25 protein-coding genes and 5 tRNA genes are annotated in these 23,805 nt (G+C 56.6%); 17 read left to right on the forward strand and 13 right to left on the reverse strand.

The features are described 5' to 3' along the window. Nucleotides 1-2 precede the first annotated feature (2 nt). From tolR to NR795_RS02210, 10 genes are all read left to right on the forward strand, one after another. The gene (gene tolR / locus NR795_RS02165) at nt 3-431 is read left to right on the forward strand and encodes a colicin uptake protein TolR (protein ID WP_103819804.1); all 429 of its coding nucleotides are present in this window, start codon (nt 3-5) and stop codon (nt 429-431) included. A 39-nt stretch (nt 432-470) separates the two neighbouring features. Next, a complete protein-coding gene (gene tolA / locus NR795_RS02170; RefSeq protein ID WP_257756948.1) occupies nt 471-1,823 on the forward strand; it encodes a cell envelope integrity protein TolA in 1,353 nt (450 codons plus the stop codon). A gap of 130 nt (nt 1,824-1,953) precedes the next feature. Continuing rightward, nucleotides 1,954-3,246: a Tol-Pal system beta propeller repeat protein TolB gene (gene tolB, locus NR795_RS02175; protein WP_144813479.1), complete on the forward strand. Its 1,293-nt coding sequence runs from the start codon at nt 1,954-1,956 to the stop codon at nt 3,244-3,246. Nucleotides 3,247-3,280: 34 nt separating this feature from the next. Beyond that, nucleotides 3,281-3,802 carry a peptidoglycan-associated lipoprotein Pal gene (pal, locus tag NR795_RS02180; protein ID WP_144813477.1) on the forward strand — a complete coding sequence of 174 codons (522 nt, stop codon included), beginning with the start codon at nt 3,281-3,283 and terminating at the stop codon, nt 3,800-3,802. 9 nt (nt 3,803-3,811) lie between these two features. Next, complete coding sequence (gene cpoB / locus NR795_RS02185; RefSeq protein WP_144813474.1) at nt 3,812-4,612, forward strand: cell division protein CpoB; 801 nt, start codon at nt 3,812-3,814, stop codon at nt 4,610-4,612. Between the two features lie 175 nt (nt 4,613-4,787). After that, a tRNA-Lys gene (locus NR795_RS02190) sits at nt 4,788-4,863 on the forward strand. 27 nt (nt 4,864-4,890) lie between these two features. Beyond that, nucleotides 4,891-4,966 (forward strand) — tRNA-Val (locus NR795_RS02195). Between the two features lie 3 nt (nt 4,967-4,969). Continuing rightward, nucleotides 4,970-5,045, forward strand: a tRNA-Lys gene (locus NR795_RS02200). A gap of 48 nt (nt 5,046-5,093) precedes the next feature. Further along, nucleotides 5,094-5,169, forward strand: a tRNA-Lys gene (locus tag NR795_RS02205). Between the two features lie 23 nt (nt 5,170-5,192). Further along, nucleotides 5,193-5,268 (forward strand) — tRNA-Lys (locus NR795_RS02210). Nucleotides 5,269-5,528: 260 nt separating this feature from the next. On the opposite strand, the gene NR795_RS02215 is transcribed toward NR795_RS02210, so the two are convergent. The 3 genes from NR795_RS02215 to NR795_RS02225 are packed head-to-tail and all read right to left on the reverse strand — an operon-like array spanning nt 5,529 to nt 7,137. Beyond that, entirely contained in the window at nt 5,529-6,002 is a 474-nt protein-coding gene (locus tag NR795_RS02215; RefSeq protein WP_257756949.1) for a hypothetical protein, read from the reverse strand. Then, entirely contained in the window at nt 6,002-6,436 is a 435-nt protein-coding gene (locus tag NR795_RS02220; RefSeq protein ID WP_257756951.1) for a hypothetical protein, read from the reverse strand. The genes NR795_RS02215 and NR795_RS02220 overlap by 1 nt, the downstream gene beginning before the upstream one ends. Continuing rightward, nucleotides 6,433-7,137 (reverse strand): hypothetical protein, encoded by a 705-nt coding sequence (locus NR795_RS02225; protein ID WP_257756953.1) that lies wholly within the window; start codon nt 7,135-7,137, stop codon nt 6,433-6,435. The genes NR795_RS02220 and NR795_RS02225 overlap by 4 nt, the downstream gene beginning before the upstream one ends. A gap of 255 nt (nt 7,138-7,392) precedes the next feature. Between NR795_RS02225 and nadA the strand changes: the two genes are divergently transcribed. Both nadA and pnuC read left to right on the forward strand, forming a co-directional pair. Next, a complete protein-coding gene (gene nadA, locus NR795_RS02230) occupies nt 7,393-8,433 on the forward strand; it encodes a quinolinate synthase NadA (RefSeq protein WP_222890575.1) in 1,041 nt (346 codons plus the stop codon). Between the two features lie 66 nt (nt 8,434-8,499). Further along, a complete protein-coding gene (pnuC, locus tag NR795_RS02235) occupies nt 8,500-9,219 on the forward strand; it encodes a nicotinamide riboside transporter PnuC (RefSeq protein WP_257756954.1) in 720 nt (239 codons plus the stop codon). Here pnuC and zitB read toward each other — a convergent pair. Then, the gene (gene zitB / locus NR795_RS02240) at nt 9,216-10,160 is read right to left on the reverse strand and encodes a CDF family zinc transporter ZitB (RefSeq protein ID WP_144813464.1); all 945 of its coding nucleotides are present in this window, start codon (nt 10,158-10,160) and stop codon (nt 9,216-9,218) included. The genes pnuC and zitB overlap by 4 nt on opposite strands. 114 nt (nt 10,161-10,274) lie before the next feature. Beyond that, nucleotides 10,275-10,712: a protein YbgS gene (locus tag NR795_RS02245; RefSeq protein WP_144813462.1), complete on the reverse strand. Its 438-nt coding sequence runs from the start codon at nt 10,710-10,712 to the stop codon at nt 10,275-10,277. Between the two features lie 320 nt (nt 10,713-11,032). Here NR795_RS02245 and aroG point away from each other — a divergent pair, with 320 nt between their 5' ends. Then, nucleotides 11,033-12,085, forward strand: coding sequence for a 3-deoxy-7-phosphoheptulonate synthase AroG (gene aroG, locus NR795_RS02250; protein ID WP_144813459.1), 1,053 nt, complete (start codon nt 11,033-11,035; stop codon nt 12,083-12,085). 41 nt (nt 12,086-12,126) lie between these two features. Here aroG and gpmA read toward each other — a convergent pair whose 3' ends face one another. The 7 genes from gpmA to modE all read right to left on the reverse strand — a co-directional run bounded on the left by gpmA (nt 12,127) and on the right by modE (nt 19,871). Further along, nucleotides 12,127-12,879: a 2,3-diphosphoglycerate-dependent phosphoglycerate mutase gene (gene gpmA, locus NR795_RS02255; protein ID WP_042392192.1), complete on the reverse strand. Its 753-nt coding sequence runs from the start codon at nt 12,877-12,879 to the stop codon at nt 12,127-12,129. A gap of 207 nt (nt 12,880-13,086) precedes the next feature. Further along, complete coding sequence (galM, locus tag NR795_RS02260) at nt 13,087-14,127, reverse strand: galactose-1-epimerase (protein WP_257756955.1); 1,041 nt, start codon at nt 14,125-14,127, stop codon at nt 13,087-13,089. Then, on the reverse strand, nt 14,121-15,269 hold the full coding sequence (gene galK, locus NR795_RS02265; RefSeq protein WP_144813453.1) for a galactokinase: 1,149 nt from the start codon (nt 15,267-15,269) through the stop codon (nt 14,121-14,123). Before galK ends, galM begins: the two co-directional genes overlap by 7 nt. A gap of 2 nt (nt 15,270-15,271) precedes the next feature. After that, nucleotides 15,272-16,318, reverse strand: a complete 1,047-nt coding sequence (gene galT / locus NR795_RS02270; RefSeq protein WP_257756957.1) for a galactose-1-phosphate uridylyltransferase — start codon at nt 16,316-16,318, stop codon at nt 15,272-15,274. Between the two features lie 10 nt (nt 16,319-16,328). Next, the gene (gene galE, locus NR795_RS02275) at nt 16,329-17,345 is read right to left on the reverse strand and encodes a UDP-glucose 4-epimerase GalE (RefSeq protein ID WP_042392200.1); all 1,017 of its coding nucleotides are present in this window, start codon (nt 17,343-17,345) and stop codon (nt 16,329-16,331) included. A 192-nt stretch (nt 17,346-17,537) separates the two neighbouring features. Further along, nucleotides 17,538-19,010, reverse strand: coding sequence for a molybdate ABC transporter ATP-binding protein ModF (modF, locus tag NR795_RS02280; RefSeq protein ID WP_257756959.1), 1,473 nt, complete (start codon nt 19,008-19,010; stop codon nt 17,538-17,540). Between the two features lie 72 nt (nt 19,011-19,082). Further along, nucleotides 19,083-19,871, reverse strand: a complete 789-nt coding sequence (modE, locus tag NR795_RS02285; RefSeq protein WP_257756961.1) for a molybdenum-dependent transcriptional regulator — start codon at nt 19,869-19,871, stop codon at nt 19,083-19,085. 127 nt (nt 19,872-19,998) lie between these two features. On the opposite strand from modE, the gene NR795_RS02290 reads away from it, so the two are divergent. The 4 genes from NR795_RS02290 (at nt 19,999) to modC (ending at nt 22,845) form a co-directional block, all read left to right on the forward strand. After that, nucleotides 19,999-20,148: an AcrZ family multidrug efflux pump-associated protein gene (locus tag NR795_RS02290; RefSeq protein ID WP_144813437.1), complete on the forward strand. Its 150-nt coding sequence runs from the start codon at nt 19,999-20,001 to the stop codon at nt 20,146-20,148. A 172-nt stretch (nt 20,149-20,320) separates the two neighbouring features. Then, complete coding sequence (gene modA, locus NR795_RS02295; protein WP_257756962.1) at nt 20,321-21,097, forward strand: molybdate ABC transporter substrate-binding protein; 777 nt, start codon at nt 20,321-20,323, stop codon at nt 21,095-21,097. Next, a complete protein-coding gene (modB, locus tag NR795_RS02300) occupies nt 21,094-21,783 on the forward strand; it encodes a molybdate ABC transporter permease subunit (RefSeq protein WP_144813431.1) in 690 nt (229 codons plus the stop codon). Before modA ends, modB begins: the two co-directional genes overlap by 4 nt. Before the next feature lie 3 nt (nt 21,784-21,786). Continuing rightward, a complete protein-coding gene (modC, locus tag NR795_RS02305; protein ID WP_257756964.1) occupies nt 21,787-22,845 on the forward strand; it encodes a molybdenum ABC transporter ATP-binding protein ModC in 1,059 nt (352 codons plus the stop codon). Here the strand turns inward: modC and NR795_RS02310 are convergent, their stop codons facing one another. Continuing rightward, nucleotides 22,846-23,664, reverse strand: a complete 819-nt coding sequence (locus NR795_RS02310) for a pyridoxal phosphatase (RefSeq protein ID WP_144813424.1) — start codon at nt 23,662-23,664, stop codon at nt 22,846-22,848. Between the last annotated feature and the right edge of the window lie 141 nt (nt 23,665-23,805).

Raw genomic sequence — 23,805 nt, forward strand, 5'->3', positions numbered from 1 at the left:
CCATGGCCAGAACACGCGGTCGGGGTCGTCGTGAGCTAAAGTCCGAGATCAATATCGTACCCTTGCTCGACGTACTGCTGGTGCTGCTGCTGATCTTTATGGCGACGGCACCCATCATTACGCAGAGTGTAGAGGTTGATCTGCCGGATGCGACCGAGTCGCAAACCGTCAGCTCTAATGACGATCCGCCGGTTATCATTGAAGTTTCCGGCGTGGGTCAATACAGCGTGGTAGTGGAAAAAGATCGCATGGATCAGCTACCGCCGGAGCAGGTGATTGCTGAAGCGCAACGCCGCCTGCAATCCAATCCGAAAACGGTCTTCTTAATCGGTGGCGCGAAAGAAGTGCCTTACGATGAAATAATTAAAGCGCTGAATCTGCTCCATAGCGCGGGCGTGAAGTCGGTTGGCTTAATGACCCAGCCTATCTAATCCGCTGCTGAGCAGGCAGACAGTTTTTGGGAACCGAGAGTGTCAAAGGCAACCGAACAAAACGACAAGCTTAAACGAGCAATCATTATTTCAGCGGTGCTGCACGTCATTCTGTTTGCAGCGCTGATCTGGAGCTCGTTTGATGAGCATATAGATGCCTCTGCAGGCGGCGGCGGTGGCTCGTCCATTGACGCCGTTATGGTCGATCCCGGCGCGGTAGTGCAGCAGTACAACCGTCAGCAGCAACAGCAGGCAAGCGCGAAGCGTGCAGAAGAGCAGCGTGAAAAACAGGCGCAACAGCAGGCGGAAGAGCTGCGTGAAAAGCAGGCCGCCGAGCAGGAGCGTCTGAAGCAGCTGGAAAAAGAGCGTTTGCAGGCGCAGGAGCAGGCCCGCGAGCAGGCCCAGCAGCAGAAACAGGCTGAAGAGGCGGCGAAGCAGGCGCAGGAGAAACAGAAGCAGGCTGAAGAAGCCGCGGCGAAGGCGGCGGCTGATGCGAAAGCGCAGGCTGATGCTCAGGCGAAGGCAGCAGAAGAGGCGGCACAAAAAGCCGCAGCGGATGCGAAAGCCAAAGCCGTAGCCGAGGCAAAAGTAGCGGCAGACGCGGCGAAGAAAGCCGCAGCGGACGCCCAGAAGAAAGCCGAAGCCGAAGCGGCGAAGAAAGCGCAGCAGGACGCCGAGAAGAAAGCCGAAGCCGAGGCCGCTAAGCAGGCAGCGGAGAAAGCTGCAGCTGAAAAAGCGGCCGCTGCTGCCGAGAAGGCTGCCGCTGCGAAAGCAGCAGCGGCAGAAAAAGCCGCCGCTGAGAAGAAGGCTGCTGCTGAAAAGGCCGCTGAAGCGAAAGCGGCCGCTGCCGCCGAGAAGGCCGCCGCTGCGAAAGCCGCCGCGGCAGAAAAAGCCGCCGCTGAGAAGAAAGCCGCCGCAGAAAAAGCCGCTGCCGATAAAGCTGCGGCAGCCAAAGCGGCTGCGGCGAAGAAAGCTGCCGCTGCGGAGAAAGCCGCTGCGTCAGACGTTGACGATCTGTTCGGTGACCTGAGTTCAGGTAAGAATGCGCCGAAAACCGGCGGCGGCGCGAAAGGAAATAACGCAGCCCCGGCAGGAAGTGGTAGTACTAAAAACAATGGCGCGTCGGGTGCGGATATCAGCAACTACGCCGGGATGATCAAATCAGCGATCGAGACTAAGTTCTATGACGCATCGTCGTATGCAGGGAAAACCTGTACGCTGCGCATAAAACTGGCCCCGGACGGTTTGCTGTTGGATATTCAGTCTGAAGGTGGCGATCCTGCGCTCTGTCAGGCTGCATTAGCGGCAGCACGTCAGGCCAAGATCCCGAAACCGCCGAGCCAGGCCGTTTACGAAGTGTTTAAAAATGCTCCACTGGACTTTAAACCTTAGGTTACACTTTCCCCACGTAAAGGTGGAAAGGGTACTACTGTTTCCACTGGGCTGTGGTCATTTTGGATATTTAGTTTGTTAACATTCTGCTAAATTATCGCGGGTTTACCGCCCGGATAAGGGAGATGAGATGAAGCAGGCATTACGTGTAGTGTTTGGTTTTTTAGTGCTGTGGGCGGCCGTGCTGCACGCGGAAGTGCGCATTGAGATTACCCAGGGCGTGGATTCAGCGCGCCCGATTGGCGTTGTTCCTTTCCAGTGGGCGGGGCCTGGCGCTGCGCCTGAAGATATCGGCGGCATTGTCGGCGCTGACCTGCGCAACAGCGGCAAGTTCAACCCGCTGGATCGCTCTCGTCTGCCGCAGCAGCCGGGCAGCGCTCAGGAAGTTCAGCCTGCAGCCTGGTCTGCGCTGGGTATCGATGCCGTGGTTGTTGGGCAGGTTACGCCTAACCCGGACGGTGGCTATACCGTGGCGTATCAGCTGGTGGATACCGGCGGCGCGCCGGGTACCGTGCTGGCTCAGAACTCCTATAAGGTAAACAAGCAGTGGCTGCGCTATGCGGGCCATACTGCCAGTGATGAAGTATTCGAGAAGCTGACCGGTATTAAAGGTGCGTTCCGTACGCGTATCGCTTACGTGGTTCAGACCAACGGCGGCCAGTTCCCATACGAACTGCGCGTCTCTGACTACGACGGCTATAACCAGTTCGTGGTTCACCGTTCACCGCAGCCGTTGATGTCACCGGCCTGGTCTCCGGACGGCAGCAAGCTGGCCTACGTAACCTTTGAGAGCGGTCGTTCTGCACTGGTTATCCAGACGCTGGCTAACCGCGCCGTACGTCAGGTGGCTTCGTTCCCGCGTCACAACGGTGCACCGGCATTCTCTCCGGACGGGTCTAAACTGGCGTTCGCACTGTCGAAAACCGGTAGCCTGAACCTCTACGTGATGGATATCGGCTCTGGCCAGATCCGTCAGGTCACCGACGGACGTAGCAACAACACCGAGCCGACCTGGTTCCCGGATAGCCAGAACCTGGCCTTTACCTCTGACCAGGCAGGTCGTCCGCAGGTGTATAAAGTGAATGTAAACGGCGGTGCTCCGCAGCGTATCTCCTGGGAAGGTTCTCAGAACCAGGATGCTGACGTCAGCAGCGACGGCAAGTTTATGGTAATGGTCAGCTCCAACGGTGGGCAGCAGCACATTGCCAAACAAGATCTGGCAGCGGGTGGCGTACAAGTCTTGTCGTCAACGTTCCTGGATGAAACGCCAAGTCTGGCACCTAACGGCACTATGGTAATCTACAGCTCTTCTCAGGGGATGGGATCCGTGCTGAATCTGGTTTCTACAGATGGGCGTTTCAAAGCGCGTCTTCCGGCGACTGATGGACAGGTCAAATTCCCTGCCTGGTCTCCGTATCTGTAATAATAATTAAGTGATTACTAAAGGAATCAAAGAAATGCAACTGAACAAAGTGCTGAAAGGGCTGATGCTGGCTCTGCCTGTTATGGCAATCGCAGCGTGTTCTTCTAACAAGAACGCAAGCAACGACCAGAGCGGCGAAGGCATGCTGGGTGCCGGCACTGGTATGGACGCAAACGGCAGCGGCAACGCCTCTTCCGAAGAGCAGGCACGCCTGCAGATGCAGCAGCTGCAGCAGAACAACATCGTTTACTTCGATCTGGACAAGTACGATATCCGTTCTGACTTCGCTGCGATGCTGGATGCGCACGCTAACTTCCTGCGTAGCAACCCGTCCTACAAAGTCACCGTAGAAGGTCACGCTGACGAACGTGGTACTCCTGAGTACAACATCTCCCTGGGTGAACGTCGTGCTAGCGCCGTTAAAATGTACCTGCAGGGTAAAGGCGTTTCTGCTGACCAGATCTCCATCGTTTCTTACGGTAAAGAGAAACCTGCAGTACTGGGTCACGACGAATCAGCTTACGCTAAAAACCGTCGCGCCGTACTGGTTTACTAAGAGAATTGCATGAGCAGTAACTTCAGACATCATCTGTTGAGTCTGTCGTTACTGGTTGGCATAGCGGCCCCCTGGGCCGCTTTTGCGCAAGCGCCAATCAGTAGTGTCGGCTCAGGCTCGGTTGAAGACCGGGTCACCCAACTTGAGCGCATCTCTAACGCTCACAGCCAGCTTTTAACCCAGCTTCAGCAGCAGCTCTCTGACAACCAGTCGGATATCGACTCTCTACGTGGTCAGATCCAGGAGAGCCAGTATCAGCTTAATCAGGTGGTTGAACGCCAGAAACAGATCCTCCTGCAGATTGATAGCCTGGGCAGCGGCGGTGCAGCAGCAGCGCAGCCAGCGGCAGGCGATCAGGGTGGGGCGGCTACCGCTACACCTGCACCAGCGCCCGCAGCAGGGGCAGCAGCGGCCCCCAGCGCGCCGGTACAGAGCGGTGATGCGAATACCGACTACAACGCAGCCATCGCGCTGGTGCAGGATAAATCCCGCCAGGACGACGCTATCGCCGCGTTTAGCAGCTTTGTTAAAAATTACCCGGACTCCACCTACGTTCCTAATGCGAACTACTGGCTGGGTCAGTTGAACTACAACAAGGGTAAAAAAGACGATGCGGCATTCTATTTTGCCTCCGTTGTCAAAAACTATCCGAAATCTCCCAAGGCACCAGACGCGATGTTTAAGGTCGGGGTGATCATGCAGGAGAAAGGGGATACTGCCAAAGCCAAAGCGGTTTATCAGCAGGTTGTAAGCAAATATCCTGGCACCGACGGTGCAAAACAGGCGCAGAAAAAGCTCAGTGCGATGTAATGAATACGGCATGACCAGATATCGCTCTATTTCTGGTCTTGTCGGGTGAATCATAAGCAGTTAAGTGATCTCGCTCGAAATTTTAGTTGCGCCAACTTCATAAATCAGTAATATATGCCGCCGTTGCCACGGGATATCGCACAGCCCGAAAGCAGCGCAAAAGCGGTAAAATAGTGGGTCGTTAGCTCAGTTGGTAGAGCAGTTGACTTTTAATCAATTGGTCGCAGGTTCGAATCCTGCACGACCCACCACTTAAAGCCGTTTCAGCAGTAAAGAGTGGGTGATTAGCTCAGTTGGTAGAGCATCTCCTTTACACGGAGGGGGTCGGCGGTTCGAGCCCGTCATCACCCACCACTCGGGTCGTTAGCTCAGTTGGTAGAGCAGTTGACTTTTAATCAATTGGTCGCAGGTTCGAGCCCTGCACGACCCACCACTTTCTGGTGGTACCGAGTAAAATAATCTTCGAAGTCAGCACCCGAATGGGTCGTTAGCTCAGTTGGTAGAGCAGTTGACTTTTAATCAATTGGTCGCAGGTTCGAATCCTGCACGACCCACCACTTCGAAGAGAGTTCCCCAAAAGGGGTCGTTAGCTCAGTTGGTAGAGCAGTTGACTTTTAATCAATTGGTCGCAGGTTCGAATCCTGCACGACCCACCAATGCAAAAAAGCGCCCTAAAGGCGCTTTTTTGCTATCTGCCGTTTTCGAAAGATTCGAGCCTGCGGCAGGTTCGGGTCGAACGAAGTGAGTCATCCTGCACGACCCACCAATGCAAAAAAGCGCCCTAAAGGCGCTTTTTTGCTATCTGCGATATGCCGTTTTCACAGCACTGCTTTTGTAGGTCGGGCAAGCACGGCGCCGCCCGACACAGCGACATACTGCCGGGTGGCGCTACGCTTACCCGGCCTACGATGTATTATCACCGGTCATCTGCCAGCGGCTCATTGTATGGACTCTGTGACAGCTGTACAAAAACCTCTTTTGGCGACATGAACTTAGCAATTGTAACTAAATCGCTGTTCTTATGGCTTCGCCAGCATTCCGCCTCAACGTCACAAACGTTTTGTGGCTCATACCCCTGAGCTTTTAGGTAGTCCCGGATTTTGCTACTGTCCGTTGTACCATAGATATGAACCGTAAAAACATGCGCTTCTGGGCCTGTAACATTGCCATATTCGAATCTGTAATCGGTTGTGAGCCTGGGCATGTTTTTCAATAGATCCGGCGTGAAGTATTCATACTCGCGTATGTCTTGCTCGGTGTAATGCGCAGAGCTGGCAAACTCCATTTTTACGTAAGGCCAGACAACAGCGAGCACGATGACGCCCACGAAGACAGCTATGGCAGTGGCTTTAATAAATTTTCGTGTGCTTAACAAGATCAAATGCACCATTACTCTTTGTTAGGCCGACGGTAGATATCAACCCCCACTACCTGAAGAGGGAGTGATTGATTCAACGTCACAATATCTTGCTTAGAGTGGCTTGATATCCAACATTCAGCTTCGATATCACAGGATCTTTGTAGCTGATATCCAGCCTGACTTAAGTAACCACGGATTTTGCTCGCATCAGTAACACCTTTGAACTCTATGCTATAGACAAAAGCCTGGGGCCCGCTGATATTCGCATAGCGAAACTCATAATCATCTGAAATACGGGGCATTTGTTTCAATAATGCAGGTGTATAATACTCATACTCTTGCCTATCGAGTTCGGTGTATTGTGCAGAGCTAGCAAACTCCATTTTCACGTAAGGCCAGGCGACAGTAAGCGCGATGATGCCTATGAGAACAACAACGGCCAACCCTGTTAAAATTTTCTTCATAGTCCTTCTCTACCGTTACTGGCACCTAAAATCTCAAAGGTCTTGCCATGTTGTGGCAGTATCACATTACCTGACTGAAAATCGTTATAAGGAAAAATGGTACGCATAAATGGCGGAAGCAGCCCTTTACGTGGACGTGTATGAGGAAATTTTTCCGGATCGGGAAACAGCAGAGGCTGGAACGTCTCATTTTTCCAGGAGCCAATTTTGCCATAGTAATCCCAACGTTTCAGTGCCTCTGCTTTGCTGATTGGGCGAAGTATGCTGAAGGGGTTTTGAATAGATACCACGCGATAGAATCCCAGCAAGTCAGACACTAGATCTTCGCCGCTAAAGCTACTATCAGTTACCCAGTTATTGGGAAACTGACCTTGGAAGGCTTCGAATTTTCTCGCCACCGTCATCATCATTGCTAACGCTATACTTTTTTGCTCCCAGTCAGGCCTTCCATGTTTGATTCGCCAGGTTACCACCTTCCCAGAACGGAGAATACCGTATGGGGAGGTCATTCCCTGGGAATATCTTACCTCATAGAATTCCTTTCCTGATGCTTCCCCCTGCTGAATATTTCTTAATAAGTCACGAATATCTACACCACGGGCATGGCCTAGGTCTATCCATCCTAAAACTTCCGTATATATTAATCCGGCAGGTAACTCTGCCGCGCGTGCCCCATCAACTATATCCTTACGTTTACTCATCCTGGTTATCTCCATCCGCTGCTAAAACCCTTCGCTCTACCCATCATGCCCATTACCCGCACACATTTACCTACTTTTAGTGCGGTCTTTGCGAGCAATTTTCAAAATAAAGGGTGTTAGCGTTCCGCTTAATTGATGTGACTTTTCCCTGGCAATCCGCTATCTTGTTTAGTATATAAAACACAAATGCCTCATCCTCCGTCAGACAGCGTTGGTCAGGGTATTATTGTTAAGTCAGCAAAACGAGAAAGCATGATGAGCGTAATGTTCGATCCTGAAGCTACGATTTACCCCTTCCCGCCTAAGCCGCGCCCGCTGAGCCTCGACGAAAAAGCGTTTTATCGCGAAAAGATCAAAAGGCTATTGAAGGAGCGCGATGCGGTTATGGTGGCCCACTACTATACCGATCCAGAGATCCAGCAGCTTGCCGAGGAGACCGGCGGCTGTATCTCTGATTCCCTGGAGATGGCGCGCTTTGGGGCGAAGCATCCTGCCTCCACGCTGCTGGTGGCTGGGGTTCGCTTTATGGGCGAGACCGCTAAGATCCTCAGCCCGGAAAAAACCATTCTGATGCCCACGCTCGATGCCGAGTGCTCTCTCGATCTTGGCTGCCCCATTGAAGCGTTCAGCGCCTTCTGCGATGCGCACCCGGACCGCACCGTCGTGGTCTACGCCAATACCTCCGCTGCGGTTAAGGCGCGCGCGGACTGGGTCGTGACATCCAGCATCGCCGTCGAGCTGATTGAGCATCTGGATAGCCTTGGTGAGAAGATCATCTGGGCGCCAGATCGCCATCTCGGCAGCTACGTGCAGAAACAGACCGGGGCCGATATCCTCTGCTGGCAGGGTGCGTGCATCGTCCACGACGAGTTTAAAACCCAGGCGCTGGCGCGCATGAAAGCGCTCTATCCTGACGCGGCTGTTCTGGTTCACCCTGAGTCACCGCAGGCGGTAGTGGATATGGCAGACGCCGTGGGCTCAACCAGCCAGCTGATCAACGCGGCCAAAACGTTGCCGCATCCGCAGCTTATTGTCGCCACCGATCGCGGTATCTTTTACAAAATGCAGCAGGCTGTTCCAGGGAAAGAGCTGCTGGAAGCGCCTACCGCCGGTGAGGGTGCAACCTGTCGCAGCTGTGCACACTGTCCGTGGATGGCCATGAACGGCCTTCAGGCTATCGCTGAGGGGCTGGAGAAGGGCGGCGCGCTACACGAGATCCATGTCGATGCAAAACTGCGTGAAGGGGCACTGCTGCCGCTGAATCGCATGCTGGATTTTGCTGCAACGCTACGTTAATTACGTACCGTGCGATAACGGCTATGATTGTTAAGACAATTTCACTTTTCAATATGCGGGGCAGAAATGGATTTTTTTAGTACGCAGAATATCTTGGTTCACATACCGCTGGGGGCAGGCGGTTACGATCTCTCGTGGATCGAAGCGGTGGGTACCCTTGCCGGACTGCTGTGTATCTGGCTCGCCAGCCTTGAGAAGATCAGTAACTATGCCTTTGGCTTAATCAACGTGACGCTGTTTGCGGTGATTTTTTTCCAGATCCAGCTCTACGCTAGCCTGCTGTTACAGCTCTTCTTCTTTGCGGCCAACATCTATGGCTGGTATGCCTGGTCGCGGCAAACGACGCAGAACGAGGCCGTGCTGCAAATCCGCTGGCTGCCGCGCGGCAAGGCGATTGTCTGGCTGGTTGTCTGCGCCCTGGCGATTGGCCTGATGACCCTGTTTATCGATCCGGTGTTTACCTTCCTGACCCGTATTGCGGTCTCGATTATGCAGGCGCTGGGTTTAAACGTGGCGATGCCTGAGCTGCAACCCGATGCCTTCCCGTTCTGGGACGCCTGCCTGATGGTGCTGTCGATCGTGGCAATGGTGCTGATGACCCGCAAATACGTTGAGAACTGGCTATTGTGGGTTGTGGTAAACGTGATTAGCGTGGTGATCTTTGCCCTGCAGGGGGTCTACGCCATGTCGCTGGAGTATCTGATCCTGACCTTTATTGCGCTAAACGGTAGCCGGATGTGGATTAACAGCGCGCGGGAACGAGGCTCACGCGCGCTGGTCGGCTAGTGGTGATGATGATGGGCGTGACCGGAGGGCAGGGTATTGAGATCGCACTCCGGTCCGCTGCAGGGACGGTACTCCATCTGGATCGTCACGTGTGAAATCTCATAGTGATGGATCAGAAAGTGCTGGATGCGTTCCAGGAGCGCATCATGATCGTGCGGGGGGATCACCTGCACGTGCAGGGTCATCACCGACTTCTCTCCTACCGTCCAGACGTGCACATGGTGCACGTCACGCACTTCCGGGATATCACGGCGCAGATGGCGGCGCAGCGCGGCAATATCCAGCGATACCGGTGCGCTCTCCAGCAGTTCATTTACGCTCTCTTTAAGCAGCGTCCAGGCGCTGCGCAGCACCAGGCAAGAGACCAGCACCGAAAGTATCGGGTCGACCGGCGTCCAGCCTGTCCACAGGATCACCAGCGCAGCCACAATCGCTCCGACCGAGCCGAGCAGATCGCCTAATACATGGAGCGCGGCGGCCCGCACGTTCAGGTTTTTCTCTTCACTGCCGCGATGCAGGATCCAGAAAGAGACGATGTTAGCGACGAGTCCCGCTATGGCAATGCCCAGCATCGTGAAGCCCGCCACCGGCTGCGGATGATAGAAGCGCACAATCGCTTCCCAGACAATCATAAAGGTGATGACGACCAGCGCCAGGGCATTAACGAACGCCGCCAGGGTAGTGAGCCGCAGCCAGCCGAAGGTGCGTTGGTCGCTCGGGGGACGACGGGCAAAGCGCACGGCCAGCAGAGCAAAGAGCAGGGCAGCTGCATCGGTAAGCATATGACCTGCGTCTGCCAGCAGCGCCAGCGAACCGGAGACAAGGCCGCCAATAACCTCGACCACCATAAACAGAGCGGTAACGCTAAAGGCCAACAGCAAACGACGAGCGTTGCCATCATGATGTTCAGAAGGGGAAGCGTGTGAGTGGTGATGCGCCATGAGTTTTATTCCATTTTATATATTCTCAGCGACTTACATCATTGCAGATTTTTATTTCCTCGCCACAAAAAAATAAGGAGAGCCTTAGCTCTCCTTATCGTCACATCAGGGGAATTACTGTGAAGTGCCGTCGGTTTTAGTATCAACGTCGTTGTTCATACCATCACCCGTTTCGACTTTTTTATTCACGTCCGGGCAGCGACCGTCTTTACACATGCTGTTTTTATGGATGTCGTCTTTATCCATATGCTGGCCGTCAGCGCTGGTTGACGCTCCGCCGTTGGAGTGCAGCATACCGCCGGTAGAGGTGGTGCCGGTTGTGCCGGTAGTATTAGTGCCGGTAGAGCCGGTCGCGGCATTGGTGTTGCCGGTATTGATATCGTTATTATTTACGTTATTAGGCTGCAGATTCTCTTTTGCGCCCGGTGCTACGGCCCCGGCGTCTGCGGCAGCGTTAGCTGCACCGTTGCTGTTGGATGCTGCAAGTGCTGCGCCGCTAGCCAGAGTCAGGGTAGTGGTCAGTAAAATTGTGGCCAGTTTATTCATTTTCATAATCGTGCTCCTGTTCTCGTCATTACATTGGATAGCGATATCCAACAGTGCAGATGCGAAACGGAATATTCGCTCAGTAGTGAAAGATGCCAATTCTTCCTGAAAAGGTAGAGTGGAATCTGGATAAAAAATAAAAACAAAGTGGTTACAGGTAAAAAGTTTAGCCACGTTGCCGGCGTTCGCTAGCGGCTAGCCCTTTTTTATCACTTTTCAGGAATATTCCGTACTGAGTGTAAAAGCCCGTTTACACTTCCTGACTGAGCCGTTAGATTGGAGGGATTGCACTCTCTGACATAAGTATGGCAAACGCTGGAACGATCATGAATTATCAGAACGACGATTTACGCATTAAAGAGATTAACGAACTGTTACCCCCTGTCGCGCTACTGGAGAAATTCCCGGCGACGGAGACCGCAGCCAATACGGTTTCACACGCCCGTAAGGCTATCCATAAGATCCTCAAAGGCAGCGACGACCGCCTGCTGGTGGTGATCGGGCCATGCTCTATTCATGACCCTGCCGCGGCCAAAGAGTATGCCGCCCGCCTGTTGACGCTGCGTGAAGAGCTGAAGGGCGAGCTTGAGATCGTAATGCGCGTCTATTTTGAAAAGCCGCGCACCACCGTGGGCTGGAAAGGGCTGATTAACGATCCGCACATGGATAACAGCTTCCAGATCAATGACGGTCTGCGCATTGCTCGCAAGCTGCTGCTGGAGATTAACGACAGCGGCCTGCCTGCGGCGGGGGAGTTCCTCGATATGATCACCCCGCAGTACCTTGCCGATCTGATGAGCTGGGGGGCAATTGGCGCACGCACTACCGAATCTCAGGTGCATCGCGAGCTGGCGTCCGGGCTATCCTGCCCGGTGGGCTTCAAAAACGGTACCGATGGCACTATCAAGGTGGCGATTGACGCGATTAACGCTGCCGGTGCGCCGCACTGCTTCCTCTCCGTCACTAAGTGGGGCCACTCGGCGATTGTGAATACCAGCGGCAATGGCGACTGCCATATCATTCTGCGCGGCGGTAAAGAGCCGAACTACAGTGCGAAGCACGTTGCCGACGTGAAGCAGGGGCTGGAAAAAGCCGGTCTGGCACCGCAGGTGATGATTGACTTCAGCCACGCTAACTCCAGCAAGCAGTTCAAGAAGCAGATGACCGTGGGTGAAGATGTCTGTCAGCAGATTGCTGGCGGCGAGAAAGCGGTGATTGGCGTGATGATTGAGAGCCATCTGGTTGAAGGCAACCAGAGCCTGGAGAGCGGTGAGCCGCTGGTCTATGGCAAGAGCGTGACGGATGCCTGTATCGGCTGGGAAGATACCGACGCTATTCTGCGTCAGCTGGCCAACGCGGTGAAAGCGCGTCGCGGTTGATAATCATGCCCGGCAGCACTATGCCGCCGGGCAAGCTTGCATTACTTCGCTTTACCCTGGTTTGCTACCGCCGCCGCTTTTGCAGCGATTTCGTCAGCGTTGCCCAGATAGTAGTGTTTGATCGGCTTGAAGTTTTCGTCAAACTCATACACCAGCGGTACGCCAGTCGGGATGTTCAGCTCAAGGATCTCATCTTCACCCATGTCGTCCAGGTACTTCACCAGCGCACGCAGGGAGTTACCGTGAGCGGCAATGATCACGCGCTCGCCGCTTTTCAGGCGCGGCAGAATGGTTTCATTCCAGTAAGGGATCACGCGATCGATGGTCAGCGCCAGGCTCTCGGTCAGCGGCAGCTCCTGCTCGGTCAGGGATGCGTAACGCGGATCGTGACCCGGGAAGCGCTCGTCGTCTTTGGTCAGCGCCGGCGGAGTCACCGCGAAGCCGCGACGCCACTGCTTAACCTGCTCGTCACCGTACTTCTCAGCGGTTTCCGCTTTGTTCAGGCCCTGCAGCGCACCGTAGTGACGCTCGTTCAATTTCCAGGATTTCTCTACCGGCAGCCAGGCCTGATCGAGTTCATCAAGGACGTTCCACAGAGTGTGGATGGCGCGTTTCAGCACGGAAGTGTAGGCAAAATCAAAGCTGAAGCCTTCTTCTTTCAGCAGCTTACCTGCTGATTTTGCTTCGCTCACGCCTTTCTCGGACAGGTCAACATCGTACCAGCCGGTGAAGCGGTTTTCGTTGTTCCACTGGCTTTCGCCATGACGAACCAGAACGAGCTTAGTAACAGCCATACTCTCTCCTTAATAAACCTGATTGAATGATAACAATTCTCATTATATTGCCGAGGCGACGCCAGCAGCAACGCATAACCATTACCATAGCGAAAATAGTGGCGCAGTGTAAGGTGCTTGTGAAATCGGGGTTAGGATTTTGTCGGTAAACGGTGCTTATTTCAGCAGGATGCGCAAAAAAAGCCCCGTTAAAACGGGGCTGTACGGTTACTGCGGAATAAACTGATATTCGGTAACGCTCACGTACTCCACGCCGGGGTGCAGGGTGACATCAGGCTGCGGATACTCCGGGTGGTTCGGGCTATCCGGCAGGAATTCGCTCTCCAGAGCAAGCCCCTGATACGCGCTGTACTCGCCCTGCTCGCGGGCTGGGGTGCCTTCCAGATAGTTGCCGGAGTAGAACTGCAGCGCTGGCGCGGTGGTATAGACGCTCATCTGCAGCTTCTTATCCGCCGACCAGAGGTGCGCCGCGGGCTGGCTGAGATCGCCCTTCGCCTGGAGCAGGAAGGCGTGATCGTAACCCTTCACCTTCCGCTGATCGTCATCCTGTAAAAAATCATCCGCGATGGTTTTCGGCTGGCGGAAGTCGAAGCTGGTACCTTCAACCGCTTTCAGCTCCTGGTAAGGAATACCGGTCTCATCCACGGGCAGGTACGCATCGGCCAGCAGCTGCAGCTGGTGGTCGCGCACGTCCGACTGCACGCCGTTAAGGTTGAAGTAAGCGTGATTGGTCAGGTTTACCGGGCAGGGTTTATCCACTGTGGCGCGGTACTCAATCGCAATGCGGTTATCCCCCGTCAGGCGGAAGAGGGCGCTGGCATTCAGGTTGCCAGGATAACCCTGGTCGCCGTCGGGGGAGGTCAAACTCAGCAGCGCTTCGCTGTCATTCTTACGCACGATGCGCCAGCGGCGCTTATCAAAGCCTTCTGGCCCGCCGTGAAGCTGGTTTTCGCCCTGGCTCGGCAGCAGCGAGTAGCTCTGACCGTCAAGGGTGAAGCGGCTTTTGGCGATGCGGTTGGCGTAGCGGCCTACCGATGCGCCCAGATAGGCGGTCTGCTCCACGTAGCGCTGGGGCGTATTGCAGCCCAGCAGCGTTTCACGCACCGAGCCGTCCGGCATCGGCACACGGGCAGAGAGCAGGGTCGCGCCCCAGTCCATCAGGGTAACCACCATCCCCGCGTTGTTACGCAGGGTGATTAAGCGGTATGCCAGCCCGTCCGGGGCCAGCGCAGGGGTTTCGTTTAGCACTGTCCGGCCCCCTCTGATGCTTTGCAGACGTAGAAGGTCTCTTTGATGCCGGTTTTGGCTTCATACTGTGCCGCCACCGCGTCCTGAACCTGGGAAACCAGCGCTTCCGGCACCAGCGCCACGATGCAGCCGCCGAAGCCGCCGCCGGTCATGCGCACGCCGCCTTTGTCGCCAATGGTCTCCTTAACAATCTCAACCAGGGTATCGATCTGCGGCACGGTGATCTCGAAATCATCGCGCATAGAGGCATGGGAGGCCGCCATCAGCTCGCCCATCCGCTGCAGATCGCCTTTTTCCAGCGCGTCGGCCGCTTCCAGGGTGCGCTGGTTTTCAGTCAGCACGTGGCGTACGCGTTTGGCGACAAGCGGATCCAGCTCGGCGGCTACGGCGTTGAACTGCTCCAGGGAGACGTCGCGCAGGGCAGGCTGCTGGAAGAAGCGCGCGCCGGTTTCACACTGCTCGCGGCGGGTGTTGTACTCGCTGCCAACCAGGGTGCGTTTGAAGTTGCTGTTGATGATGATCACCGCCACGCCCTGCGGCATGGAGACCGCGCGGGTGCCCAGCGTGCGACAGTCGAGCAGCAGAGCATGATCTTTTTTGCCGAGGGCAGAGATCAGCTGATCCATGATGCCGCAGTTGCAGCCCACGAACTGGTTCTCTGCCTCCTGGCCGTTGAGGGCAATCTGCGCTCCGTCCAGCGGCAGGTGATAAAGCTGCTGGAAGACCGTACCCACGGCAACCTCCAGCGAGGCCGATGAGCTCAATCCCGCGCCCTGCGGTACGTTGCCGCTGATCACCAGATCTGCGCCGCCAAAGCTCTTATCGCGGTTGAGCAGGTGCTTCACCACGCCACGCACGTAGTTCGACCACTGTTGGCTGTCGTGAGCGAGGATCGGTGCATCGAGAGAGAACTCGTCGGTCTGGTTGTCGTAGTCGGCGGCGATAACGCGTACGGTGCGATCCGTACGCGGCGCGGCGCTGATCGCCGTCTGGTAGTCGATGGCGCACGGCAGTACGAAGCCGTCGTTGTAGTCGGTATGTTCGCCGATCAGGTTGACGCGGCCCGGAGCCTGAAACGTATGCGTGGCAGGGTAGCCGAATTTCTCAGCAAACAGAGATTGTGTTTTTTCTTTCAGACTCATGGTTAAACTCCTGATTCGCGAAAATGGATATCACTGACCGCCCGCAGGCGCTCGGCGGCCTGTTCCGCCGTCAGATCGCGCTGGGTCTCCGCCAGCATCTCGTAGCCGACCATAAACTTGCGCACCGTCGCGGAGCGCAGCAGAGGCGGATAGAAGTGGGCGTGCAGCTGCCAGTGTGAATTCTCTTCGCCGTTAAACGGTGCCCCGTGCCAGCCCATGGAGTAGGGGAAGGAGCACTGGAACAGGTTGTCATAGCGGCTGGTTAACTTTTTCAGGGCCAGGGCGAGGTCGCTGCGCTGATCGTCGCTGAGATCGGTAATGCGCAGCACCGGGGCTTTCGGCAGCAGCAGCGTCTCGAACGGCCACGCTGCCCAGTAGGGCACCACCGCCAGCCAGTGTTCGGTCTCGACCACGGTGCGGCTGCCGTCGGCCAGCTCGCGCTTCACATAGTCCAGCAGCATCGGTGCGCCGTTGGCGGCAAAATAGTCCCGCTGCAGGCGGTCCTCACGCTCAATTTCGTTGGGCAGGAAGCTGTTGGCCCAGACCTGACCGTGCGGATGGGGGTTAGAGCAGCCCATCGCCGCGCCTTTATTCTCAAACACCTGCACCCAGGGGTAGGTCTCACCCAGCTCGGCGGTCTGCGCCTGCCAGGTCTGGACGACCTCTTCCAGCGCCGGGAGGCTCAGCTCCGGCAGGGTTTTGCTATGATCCGGCGAGAAGCAGATCACCCGGCTAACGCCGCGGGCGCTTTGGCAGCGCATCAGCGGATCGTCGCTCTCAGGCGCATCCGGCGTGTCGCTCACCAGGGCGGCAAAGTCGTTGGTGAACACGAAGGTGCCACTGTAGTCCGGGTTTTTATCGCCGGTTACGCGAGTATTGCCAGGGCAAAGGAAGCAGTCCGGATCGTGCGCGGGCAGCGTCTGCTGGGACGGTGTCTCCTGCGCGCCCTGCCACGGACGCTTGGCGCGGTGGGGGGAAACCAGGATCCACTGACCGGTCAGCGGATTGTAGCGACGATGGGGGTGATCGACCGGGTTAAACTGTGTCATAGGATCCTCCTTAATCCGCATAGCCCTGCGGGTGACGGGACTGCCAGCGCCAGGTGTCCTGCGCCATCTCATCGAGAGAGCGGGTAACGCGCCAGTTCAGCTCTTTATCGGCGCGGCTGGCGTCGGCCCAGTAGGCAGGCAGATCGCCTTCGCGGCGCGGGGCAAAGTGATAGGTAATAGGTTTGCCGCAGGCTTTGCTGAAAGCGTTAACCACGTCCAGCACGCTGCTGCCCACGCCTGCGCCCAGGTTATAGATATGCACGCCAGCTTTACCGGCCAGCGTCTGCATGGCGGCTACGTGACCGTCGGCCAGGTCCATCACGTGGATGTAGTCCCGTACGCCGGTGCCGTCTTCGGTTGGGTAGTCGTTGCCGAAGATAGCCAGCGACTCGCGACGGCCTACCGCCACCTGAGCGATGTAGGGCATCAGGTTATTTGGAATACCCTGCGGATCTTCGCCCATATCACCCGACGGATGCGCGCCAACCGGGTTGAAGTAGCGCAGCAGGGCAATGCTCCACTCCGGGTCGGCTTTTTGCAGGTCGGTAAGGATCTGCTCCACCATCAGCTTGCTTTTGCCGTAGGGGCTTTGCGGCGTACCGGTGGGGAAGCTCTCAACGTAAGGGATCTTCGGCTGATCGCCGTAGACGGTAGCCGAGGAGCTAAAGATAAGGTTTTTGACGTTAGCTGCACGCATGGCAGCCACCAGGCGCAGGGTACCGTTGACGTTGTTATCGTAGTACTCCAGCGGCTTCGCGACGGATTCGCCTACCGCCTTCAGGCCAGCAAAATGGATCACCGTATCGATAGCCTGCTCGCGAAGCACATCGGCCAGCAGCGCTTCGTTGCGGATATCGCCCTCGATAAAGGTGGCCTCTTTACCGCCCAGGCGGGCGATGACCGGCAGGACACTTTGCTTACTGTTGCAGAGGTTGTCGAGAATAACGACGTCGTGACCGTTTTGTAGCAGCTGTACGCAGGTATGACTGCCGATGTAACCGCTACCACCTGTAACCAGAACTCGCATGTTTGGCTCCATTAACCATATGTTATCTAATAACGATAGCATAACAGAGATGTAAAAAGTGTGACATGAACGAAAGTAGTGGAATCGCTTACACTAAAAGCACGTAACGGAAATGGCGCTTTAAATGCTATTAAAAATCAAGCAATTAAAGCGCGATTATGCGCCTGGTCTGAAAAATGCCAGCCAAACGGTCTAAGCTGGCTGGTCAATCAGGTAGGTATAGCCATCACCCTCGGGTACAAAGTGCAGCCGGTGGGTAATACAGGCGGGAGCGTCCTGGGCGTGATGGGAGACGAACAGCAGCTGGGTTTCGCCCTGGCCTATCAGCACGTCAACAAAGCGGCGGATCAGCTGGCGGTTAAGCGGATCGAGCCCCTGCAAAGGTTCATCGAGGATCAGCAGGGTAGGATGTTTGACCAGCGCCCGGACGATCAACGCCAGCCGCTGCTGTCCCCAGGAAAGACTATGGAAAGGGGCGTCGGCGGTGCGGGCATCGATGCCTAAAATATCTAACCACTCCTGAACCAGCTTCTGCTGTTTATCCGACACCGCCTGGTAGATACCAATCGAGTCAAAGTAGCCGGAGAGGATCACGTTACGCACCGTGGTGCTGACCCGGTACTCCAGATGCAGGCTGCTGCTGACGTAGCCGATATGCTTTTTGATATCCCAGATGGTCTCCCCGCTGCCCCGGCGTATGCCAAACAGGATCAGGTCGTTGCTGTAACCCTGCGGATGATCGCCGGTGATCAGGTTAAGCAGGGTCGATTTTCCCGCCCCGTTGGGGCCAACGATCTGCCAGTGTTCGCCGGGGTTCACGGTCCAGCTTAGGTGGTTAATGATGGGTCGATCGTTGTAGGAGACCACGCCATCGTTAAGCACAATGCGCGGCCTATCCGCGGCCAGCAGGTGGTGGGCGGGGGGCGCATCCGGCGGCGGCAAAGCCACGCCCGCCAGCGTCTCGCTGTGCGCCAGCTGGGCAATCAGGGCCTGCTCCAGCAGGGTCTGCTTCGCGCCGGTTTCGCTCAGCGTGCAATCCACCAGCACTCCGGCGTTAGCGACAAAATCCGGGATCTCGTCGAAGCGGTTAAGCACCAGCACGAGGGTGATGCCCTGGGCACTGAGCTGACCCAGCAGATCCGCCAGCTGGGCGCGAGAGGCAACGTCCAGCCCGTCAAAAGGCTCGTCCAAAATCAATAGCTCGGGATCGGTCATCAGCGCCTGGCACAGCAGGGTCTTACGCGTCTCGCCAGTAGAAAGATATTTGAAGCGGCGATCGAGCAGAGCGCTAATGCCGAAGCGGGCGGCCAGATCGGCGCAGCGTGCCGGATCCTTGACCTCATCCTGGATAATCTGCGCCGTAGTGCGGCCGGTATCCTCTTCGCCAGGGCTGAGCAGATCGGTGTTGTTCCGCTGCCACTCGTCGCTGACCAGCTTCTGCAGCTGCTCAAATGAGAGACGGGTGACGCGGGCGAAGGTGCTTTCGCGCGTGCCTTTTAGCAGGGTAAGCTCACCGGCCAGCGCTCTGGCGAGGGCCGATTTGCCGCTGCCGTTGGTGCCGACAAAGGCCCAGCTCTCTCCGGCGCGCAGGGTAAGGTCGCTGATAGCGAGCGTGCGTGTATCGCTAAGACGAAACGTGCCTTGCGAAATATGCAATAACGACATGACGTATCCCATTTTTTGCAGCAGTAGTGCACAGAGATACGTGCTGCCGACGGGATTGTCAATGCCAGCGGCTTAGCAGAGTGTGGCGACGATAACCCGGTCAGCGCTGAAGTAGGCGATCGCGTCGCTCTCTACCACCAGTTGGTCCGCCTTCTCTCGCGCGACGGTAGCACACAGCGTCTGCCCGTCCGGCAGGGTCATCAGCACTTCACTGTGCGCCTCGCCGTGTTCAACGTGGCTGATGCGTCCCGGCAGCTGGTTATCGGCCCCGGCGGCAGCGGCGCTCTCCTGGGTGATGTTCACCCACGGCGCTTTTAACAGCACCAGCACCTCTTTGCCTTCGTCCAGCCCAAGACGCTCGCCGCTGCGGGCGGTCAGGGCAACCTTCAGCCGGGTCGTGCCATCCGCCAGCAGAACGTCGACGTGCTGCTGGACGTGAGAATTATCCCGGCCGATGACCGTGCCGAACCATTGATTACGGGCGCTGGTCTGCAATGAGAAGCGGGAGATGGCCGCCAGCAGGCTGTTAAGGGGGAGGGCATCGTCATCACTGAGCACGTCAAAGGCTTTCTGCTGGATCTGCGCCAGCAGCTCGTAAAGCTGGATCAGCCGCTGGCCGTAGCGTGTCAGCTGCGCACCGCCGCCGCCTTTACCGCCGGTTGCGCGGTCAACCAGCGGCTGCTCGCTGAGCTGGTTCATCTCGTTGATGGCGTCCCAGGCGCTTTTATAGCTGATGCCGGCGTTCTTTGCGCCCTGGCTTATGGAGCCGGTCTGTTCTATCTGTTTGAGGAGAGCAATGCGTCGGGGATCGGCAAACAGCCGCTGCTGGAGCCGGAGGGTAAGGAGGATTTCAGCCTGCATAGTCAATCCTTGCAAAAGGGGTATTGTGCCGTAAATGCGCACCGGCGCAATGGGCATCGCACAAAAGGGACGTGTAATTCCGCGCCACCAGGTTAGAATGATAACTTCACTATATCTGGAGTAGACCATGTTAGAGTTACTGAAAAGTCTGGCATTCGCGGTGATCATGGTACCCGTTGTGATGGCCATCATTCTGGGGGCAATCTACGGCCTCGGCGAAGTGTTCAACATTTTTTCCGGCATTGGTCACAAAGATCGGTCCAGAGAGTCCCGTTAGTTTCTTAAAAACGCCCGCAGCCGCGGGCGTTTTGCTATTCAAGCTTTTTTATCCGTTGCCGATATCTGTTTTATACCGGGGTTACCGCTTAAGCGGTACAAATTATCCCTGTAAAAACCCGAGGGTTATCGTTATATTGTGAAGTATATAACGATACTTACAGGAGTCAGATATGGCACGTTCGGGATTACGCTTGTTAGCAGGCGCAACATTAACGCTCACGCTGGCAGGGCATGCTCTGGCGGATGAGGGAAAAATCACGGTATTTGCTGCCGCGTCGCTGACCAACGCGATGCAGGATATCGCTACCGCCTATACGAAAGAGAAAAAAGTTAAGGTCGTCTCTTCGTTTGCCTCCTCCTCAACGCTGGCGCGCCAGATTGAGGCCGGTGCGCCTGCCGATCTCTTTATCTCTGCCGATCAGAAGTGGATGGATTACGCGGTAGAGAAGAAAGCGATTGATACCGCCAGCCGTGAAACGCTGCTCGGTAACAGTCTGGTGGTAGTCGCCCCAAAAGCCAGCGCCCAGGGTGAGATCGCAATTAACGATAAAACCAACTGGACCCGCCTGCTGAACGGGGGCCGTCTGGCAGTAGGCGATCCAGAGCACGTTCCGGCAGGCATCTACGCCAAAGAGGCGTTACAGAAGCTGGGTGCCTGGGATACGCTGTCGCCGAAGCTCGCTCCGGCAGAGGACGTCCGTGGCGCACTGGCACTGGTAGAGCGCAACGAAGCCCCGCTGGGCATTGTCTACGGCTCTGATGCAGTGGCCAGCAAGGGCGTGAAGGTGGTCGGCACCTTCCCGGAAGATTCACATAAAAAGGTGGAATACCCGCTGGCTATCATCGACGGGCATAAAAACGCCACGGTAAGCGCGTTTTATGACTATCTGAAAGGCCCGCAGGCTTCTGAAATCTTTAAACGTTACGGATTTACGACGCACGAATGATATTGACCGATCCCGAATGGCAGGCGGTGTTGCTGAGCCTGAAAGTCTCCTCCCTGGCTGTTTTCTTCAGCTTGCCCTTTGGGATCTTCTTTGCCTGGCTGCTGGTCCGCTGTACGTTTCCAGGCAAAGCCCTGCTCGATAGTCTGCTGCACCTGCCGCTCGTGCTGCCTCCGGTAGTGGTGGGTTACCTGCTGCTGGTGGCGATGGGTCGCCGGGGTTTTATCGGCGAGTGGCTCTACGACTGGTTCGGCCTGACCTTTGCCTTTAGCTGGCGTGGCGCGGTGCTGGCAGCGGCGGTCATGTCGTTCCCGCTGATGGTGCGGGCTATTCGCCTGGCACTTGAGGGGGTCGATCTCAAGCTGGAGCAGGCGGCGCGTACCCTTGGGGCCGGGCGCTGGCGGGTCTTTATGACCATCACCCTGCCGCTCACCCTGCCCGGTATTATTGTCGGGACGGTGCTGGCTTTTGCCCGCTCCCTCGGCGAGTTTGGTGCAACCATCACCTTTGTCTCTAACATCCCCGGCGAAACGCGCACTATTCCATCGGCGATGTACACCCTGATCCAGACCCCCGGCGGCGAAAGCGCGGCGGCGCGGCTCTGCCTGATCTCTATCGTGCTGGCGCTGATTTCGCTGCTGGTGTCCGAGTGGCTGGCGCGGCTTAGCCGCGAGCGGACGGGGAGATAGATCATGTTGGAACTCGATTTTACCCAGACGCTGGGCACGCACCGGCTGCGCGTTGCGGCGAATTTGCCCGCCAGCGGTATCACCGCCATCTTTGGCGTCTCCGGAGCGGGGAAAACCTCGCTGATTAACGCCGTCGGCGGCCTGACGCGCCCGCAGCAGGGGCGCATCGTGCTCAATGAGCGGGTGCTGAACGATACCGAAAAAAACATCTGCCTGCCGCCAGAGAAGCGCCGGATCGGCTACGTCTTCCAGGATGCGCGTCTCTTTCCCCACTATAAGGTGCTCGGCAACCTGCGCTACGGCATGGCGAAAAGCATGGCCGGACAGTTTGACCGGCTGGTGACCCTGCTGGGCATCGAGCCGCTGCTCGACAGACTGCCGGGGAGCCTCTCCGGCGGGGAGAAACAGCGGGTGGCGATTGGCCGGGCGCTGCTTACTGCCCCCGAGCTGCTGCTGCTCGACGAGCCGCTGGCCTCGCTGGATATCCCCCGCAAGCGCGAGCTGATGCCCTACCTGCAACGGCTGGCGCGGGAGATTAATATCCCGATGCTCTACGTGAGTCACTCGCTGGATGAGATCCTGCATCTTGCCGATAAGGTGATGGTGCTCGAGGCGGGAGAGGTAAAAGCCTTTGGCAACCTCGAGGATATTTGGGGTAGCCGGGTGATGAACCCGTGGCTGCCGCCAGAGCAGCAGAGCAGCGTGCTGAAGGTCAGCGTGCTGGAGCACCATCCGCACTATGCCATGACCGCGCTGGCGCTGGGAGATCAGCACCTGTGGGTCAACAAGCTCGATAGCCCATTACAGACGGCGCTGCGTATTCGCATCCAGGCCTCGGACGTGTCGCTGGTGTTGCAGCCGCCGGTCAACAGCAGCATCCGTAATATCCTGCGGGCGAAGGTGGCCCAGTGCTATGACGACCAGGGCCAGGTTGAGGTTCAGCTGGAGGTGGGCAGCCGCACGCTCTGGGCGCGCATCAGCCCATGGGCGAGGGATGAGCTAGGCATCAAGCCTGGCCTGTGGCTCTACGCGCAGATCAAGAGCGTCTCGATCACCACCTGATCACAGCAGGTGGGTATAGATAAACTCGGCGATGGTATCGGTGGTGTTATCGCCAATCACCACGTTGGCGTGGGCTTTCACCTCGTCTGCCGCATTACCCATCGCTACACCCATGCCCGCCGCCTGCAGCATGCTGATATCATTAAAGTTATCGCCAAAGGCCACCACGTCCTGCATTGACAGCCCCTGAGAAGCAACCCACTGAGCCAGGCGCTTGCCTTTGCTGTTGCCCTGGCGGGCAATATCGATCTGATCGTGCCATGAACGCTCACACTCCAGGCCAAGCTGCTGTTCAACCTCAAGGGCGAAGGCGTTAAGTTTGGCGCTGTCCTCATCGGTAAGGGCAAACTTCCAGACCGCGTTCACCTCGCGGGCGGTCTGCGCCAGCGAACCGACCTGGGTAAAGACCGGGCGCTGCTCCGGCGGCAGGGACTGCGCCCAGTTCATGGTGCGCAGCACGTGTCCGGTAGGCGTCTCGTACACCATGGCATCATCAACATACATCAGGGCGTGAACATTATGCTCATTGAGCATATCAATGAGTTGCAGCGCCTGATCCACCGGGAGCGGATCGGACTCAAGCACCTTTTTTGCCTGATAATCATACAAATAGGTGCCGTTACAGCAAATTGCAGGTGTATCGAGGGCCAGTGCCTGATAAAAAGGATGAATGGCAACATGGTGTCGGCCGGTCACAATCAGTGGCGTGAAGCCCGCTTCCCTGGCGCGCGCCAGCGCCTGAAGCGAAGAGGGGAGCAGGGTCTTTGTGGGGGTCAGCAGCGTGCCGTCTAAATCCAGGGCTATAACTCGCGAGGTCATGTCGGGTTCCAGGTAGAGAATGAAATTCAACTCGTTACGCATGGTACACCGGCATGACGGCCTGGCAAAACGTCGGGCAGAAATAGAGCATTCAGCGCTAAAAAAGACTATCGTGGTTATCTACTTCACTGCTTTTGCGAT

The sequence above is a fragment of the Pseudescherichia sp. L3 genome (assembly GCF_024656065.1).
Lineage (GTDB): Bacteria > Pseudomonadota > Gammaproteobacteria > Enterobacterales > Enterobacteriaceae > Pseudescherichia.

Bases quoted from the DNA above. Each gene is read 5' to 3' on its own strand.
- galE (WP_042392200.1), bottom strand. From the start codon at position 17,345: ATGCGAGTTCTGGTTACAGGTGGTAGCGGTTACATCGGCAGTCATACC.
- tolB (WP_144813479.1), top strand. From the start codon at position 1,954: ATGAAGCAGGCATTACGTGTAGTGTTTGGTTTTTTAGTGCTGTGGGCG.
- galK (WP_144813453.1), bottom strand. From the start codon at position 15,269: ATGAGTCTGAAAGAAAAAACACAATCTCTGTTTGCTGAGAAATTCGGC.
- galT (WP_257756957.1), bottom strand. From the start codon at position 16,318: ATGACACAGTTTAACCCGGTCGATCACCCCCATCGTCGCTACAATCCG.
- tolR (WP_103819804.1), top strand. From the start codon at position 3: ATGGCCAGAACACGCGGTCGGGGTCGTCGTGAGCTAAAGTCCGAGATC.
- NR795_RS02225 (WP_257756953.1), bottom strand. From the start codon at position 7,137: ATGAGTAAACGTAAGGATATAGTTGATGGGGCACGCGCGGCAGAGTTA.
- NR795_RS02290 (WP_144813437.1), top strand. From the start codon at position 19,999: ATGTTAGAGTTACTGAAAAGTCTGGCATTCGCGGTGATCATGGTACCC.
- NR795_RS02245 (WP_144813462.1), bottom strand. From the start codon at position 10,712: ATGAAAATGAATAAACTGGCCACAATTTTACTGACCACTACCCTGACT.
- nadA (WP_222890575.1), top strand. From the start codon at position 7,393: ATGAGCGTAATGTTCGATCCTGAAGCTACGATTTACCCCTTCCCGCCT.
- pal (WP_144813477.1), top strand. From the start codon at position 3,281: ATGCAACTGAACAAAGTGCTGAAAGGGCTGATGCTGGCTCTGCCTGTT.
- modB (WP_144813431.1), top strand. From the start codon at position 21,094: ATGATATTGACCGATCCCGAATGGCAGGCGGTGTTGCTGAGCCTGAAA.
- aroG (WP_144813459.1), top strand. From the start codon at position 11,033: ATGAATTATCAGAACGACGATTTACGCATTAAAGAGATTAACGAACTG.
- gpmA (WP_042392192.1), bottom strand. From the start codon at position 12,879: ATGGCTGTTACTAAGCTCGTTCTGGTTCGTCATGGCGAAAGCCAGTGG.
- modA (WP_257756962.1), top strand. From the start codon at position 20,321: ATGGCACGTTCGGGATTACGCTTGTTAGCAGGCGCAACATTAACGCTC.
- NR795_RS02220 (WP_257756951.1), bottom strand. From the start codon at position 6,436: ATGAAGAAAATTTTAACAGGGTTGGCCGTTGTTGTTCTCATAGGCATC.
- zitB (WP_144813464.1), bottom strand. From the start codon at position 10,160: ATGGCGCATCACCACTCACACGCTTCCCCTTCTGAACATCATGATGGC.
- NR795_RS02310 (WP_144813424.1), bottom strand. From the start codon at position 23,664: ATGACCTCGCGAGTTATAGCCCTGGATTTAGACGGCACGCTGCTGACC.
- NR795_RS02215 (WP_257756949.1), bottom strand. From the start codon at position 6,002: ATGGTGCATTTGATCTTGTTAAGCACACGAAAATTTATTAAAGCCACT.
- pnuC (WP_257756954.1), top strand. From the start codon at position 8,500: ATGGATTTTTTTAGTACGCAGAATATCTTGGTTCACATACCGCTGGGG.
- modF (WP_257756959.1), bottom strand. From the start codon at position 19,010: ATGTCGTTATTGCATATTTCGCAAGGCACGTTTCGTCTTAGCGATACA.
- cpoB (WP_144813474.1), top strand. From the start codon at position 3,812: ATGAGCAGTAACTTCAGACATCATCTGTTGAGTCTGTCGTTACTGGTT.
- modC (WP_257756964.1), top strand. From the start codon at position 21,787: ATGTTGGAACTCGATTTTACCCAGACGCTGGGCACGCACCGGCTGCGC.
- modE (WP_257756961.1), bottom strand. From the start codon at position 19,871: ATGCAGGCTGAAATCCTCCTTACCCTCCGGCTCCAGCAGCGGCTGTTT.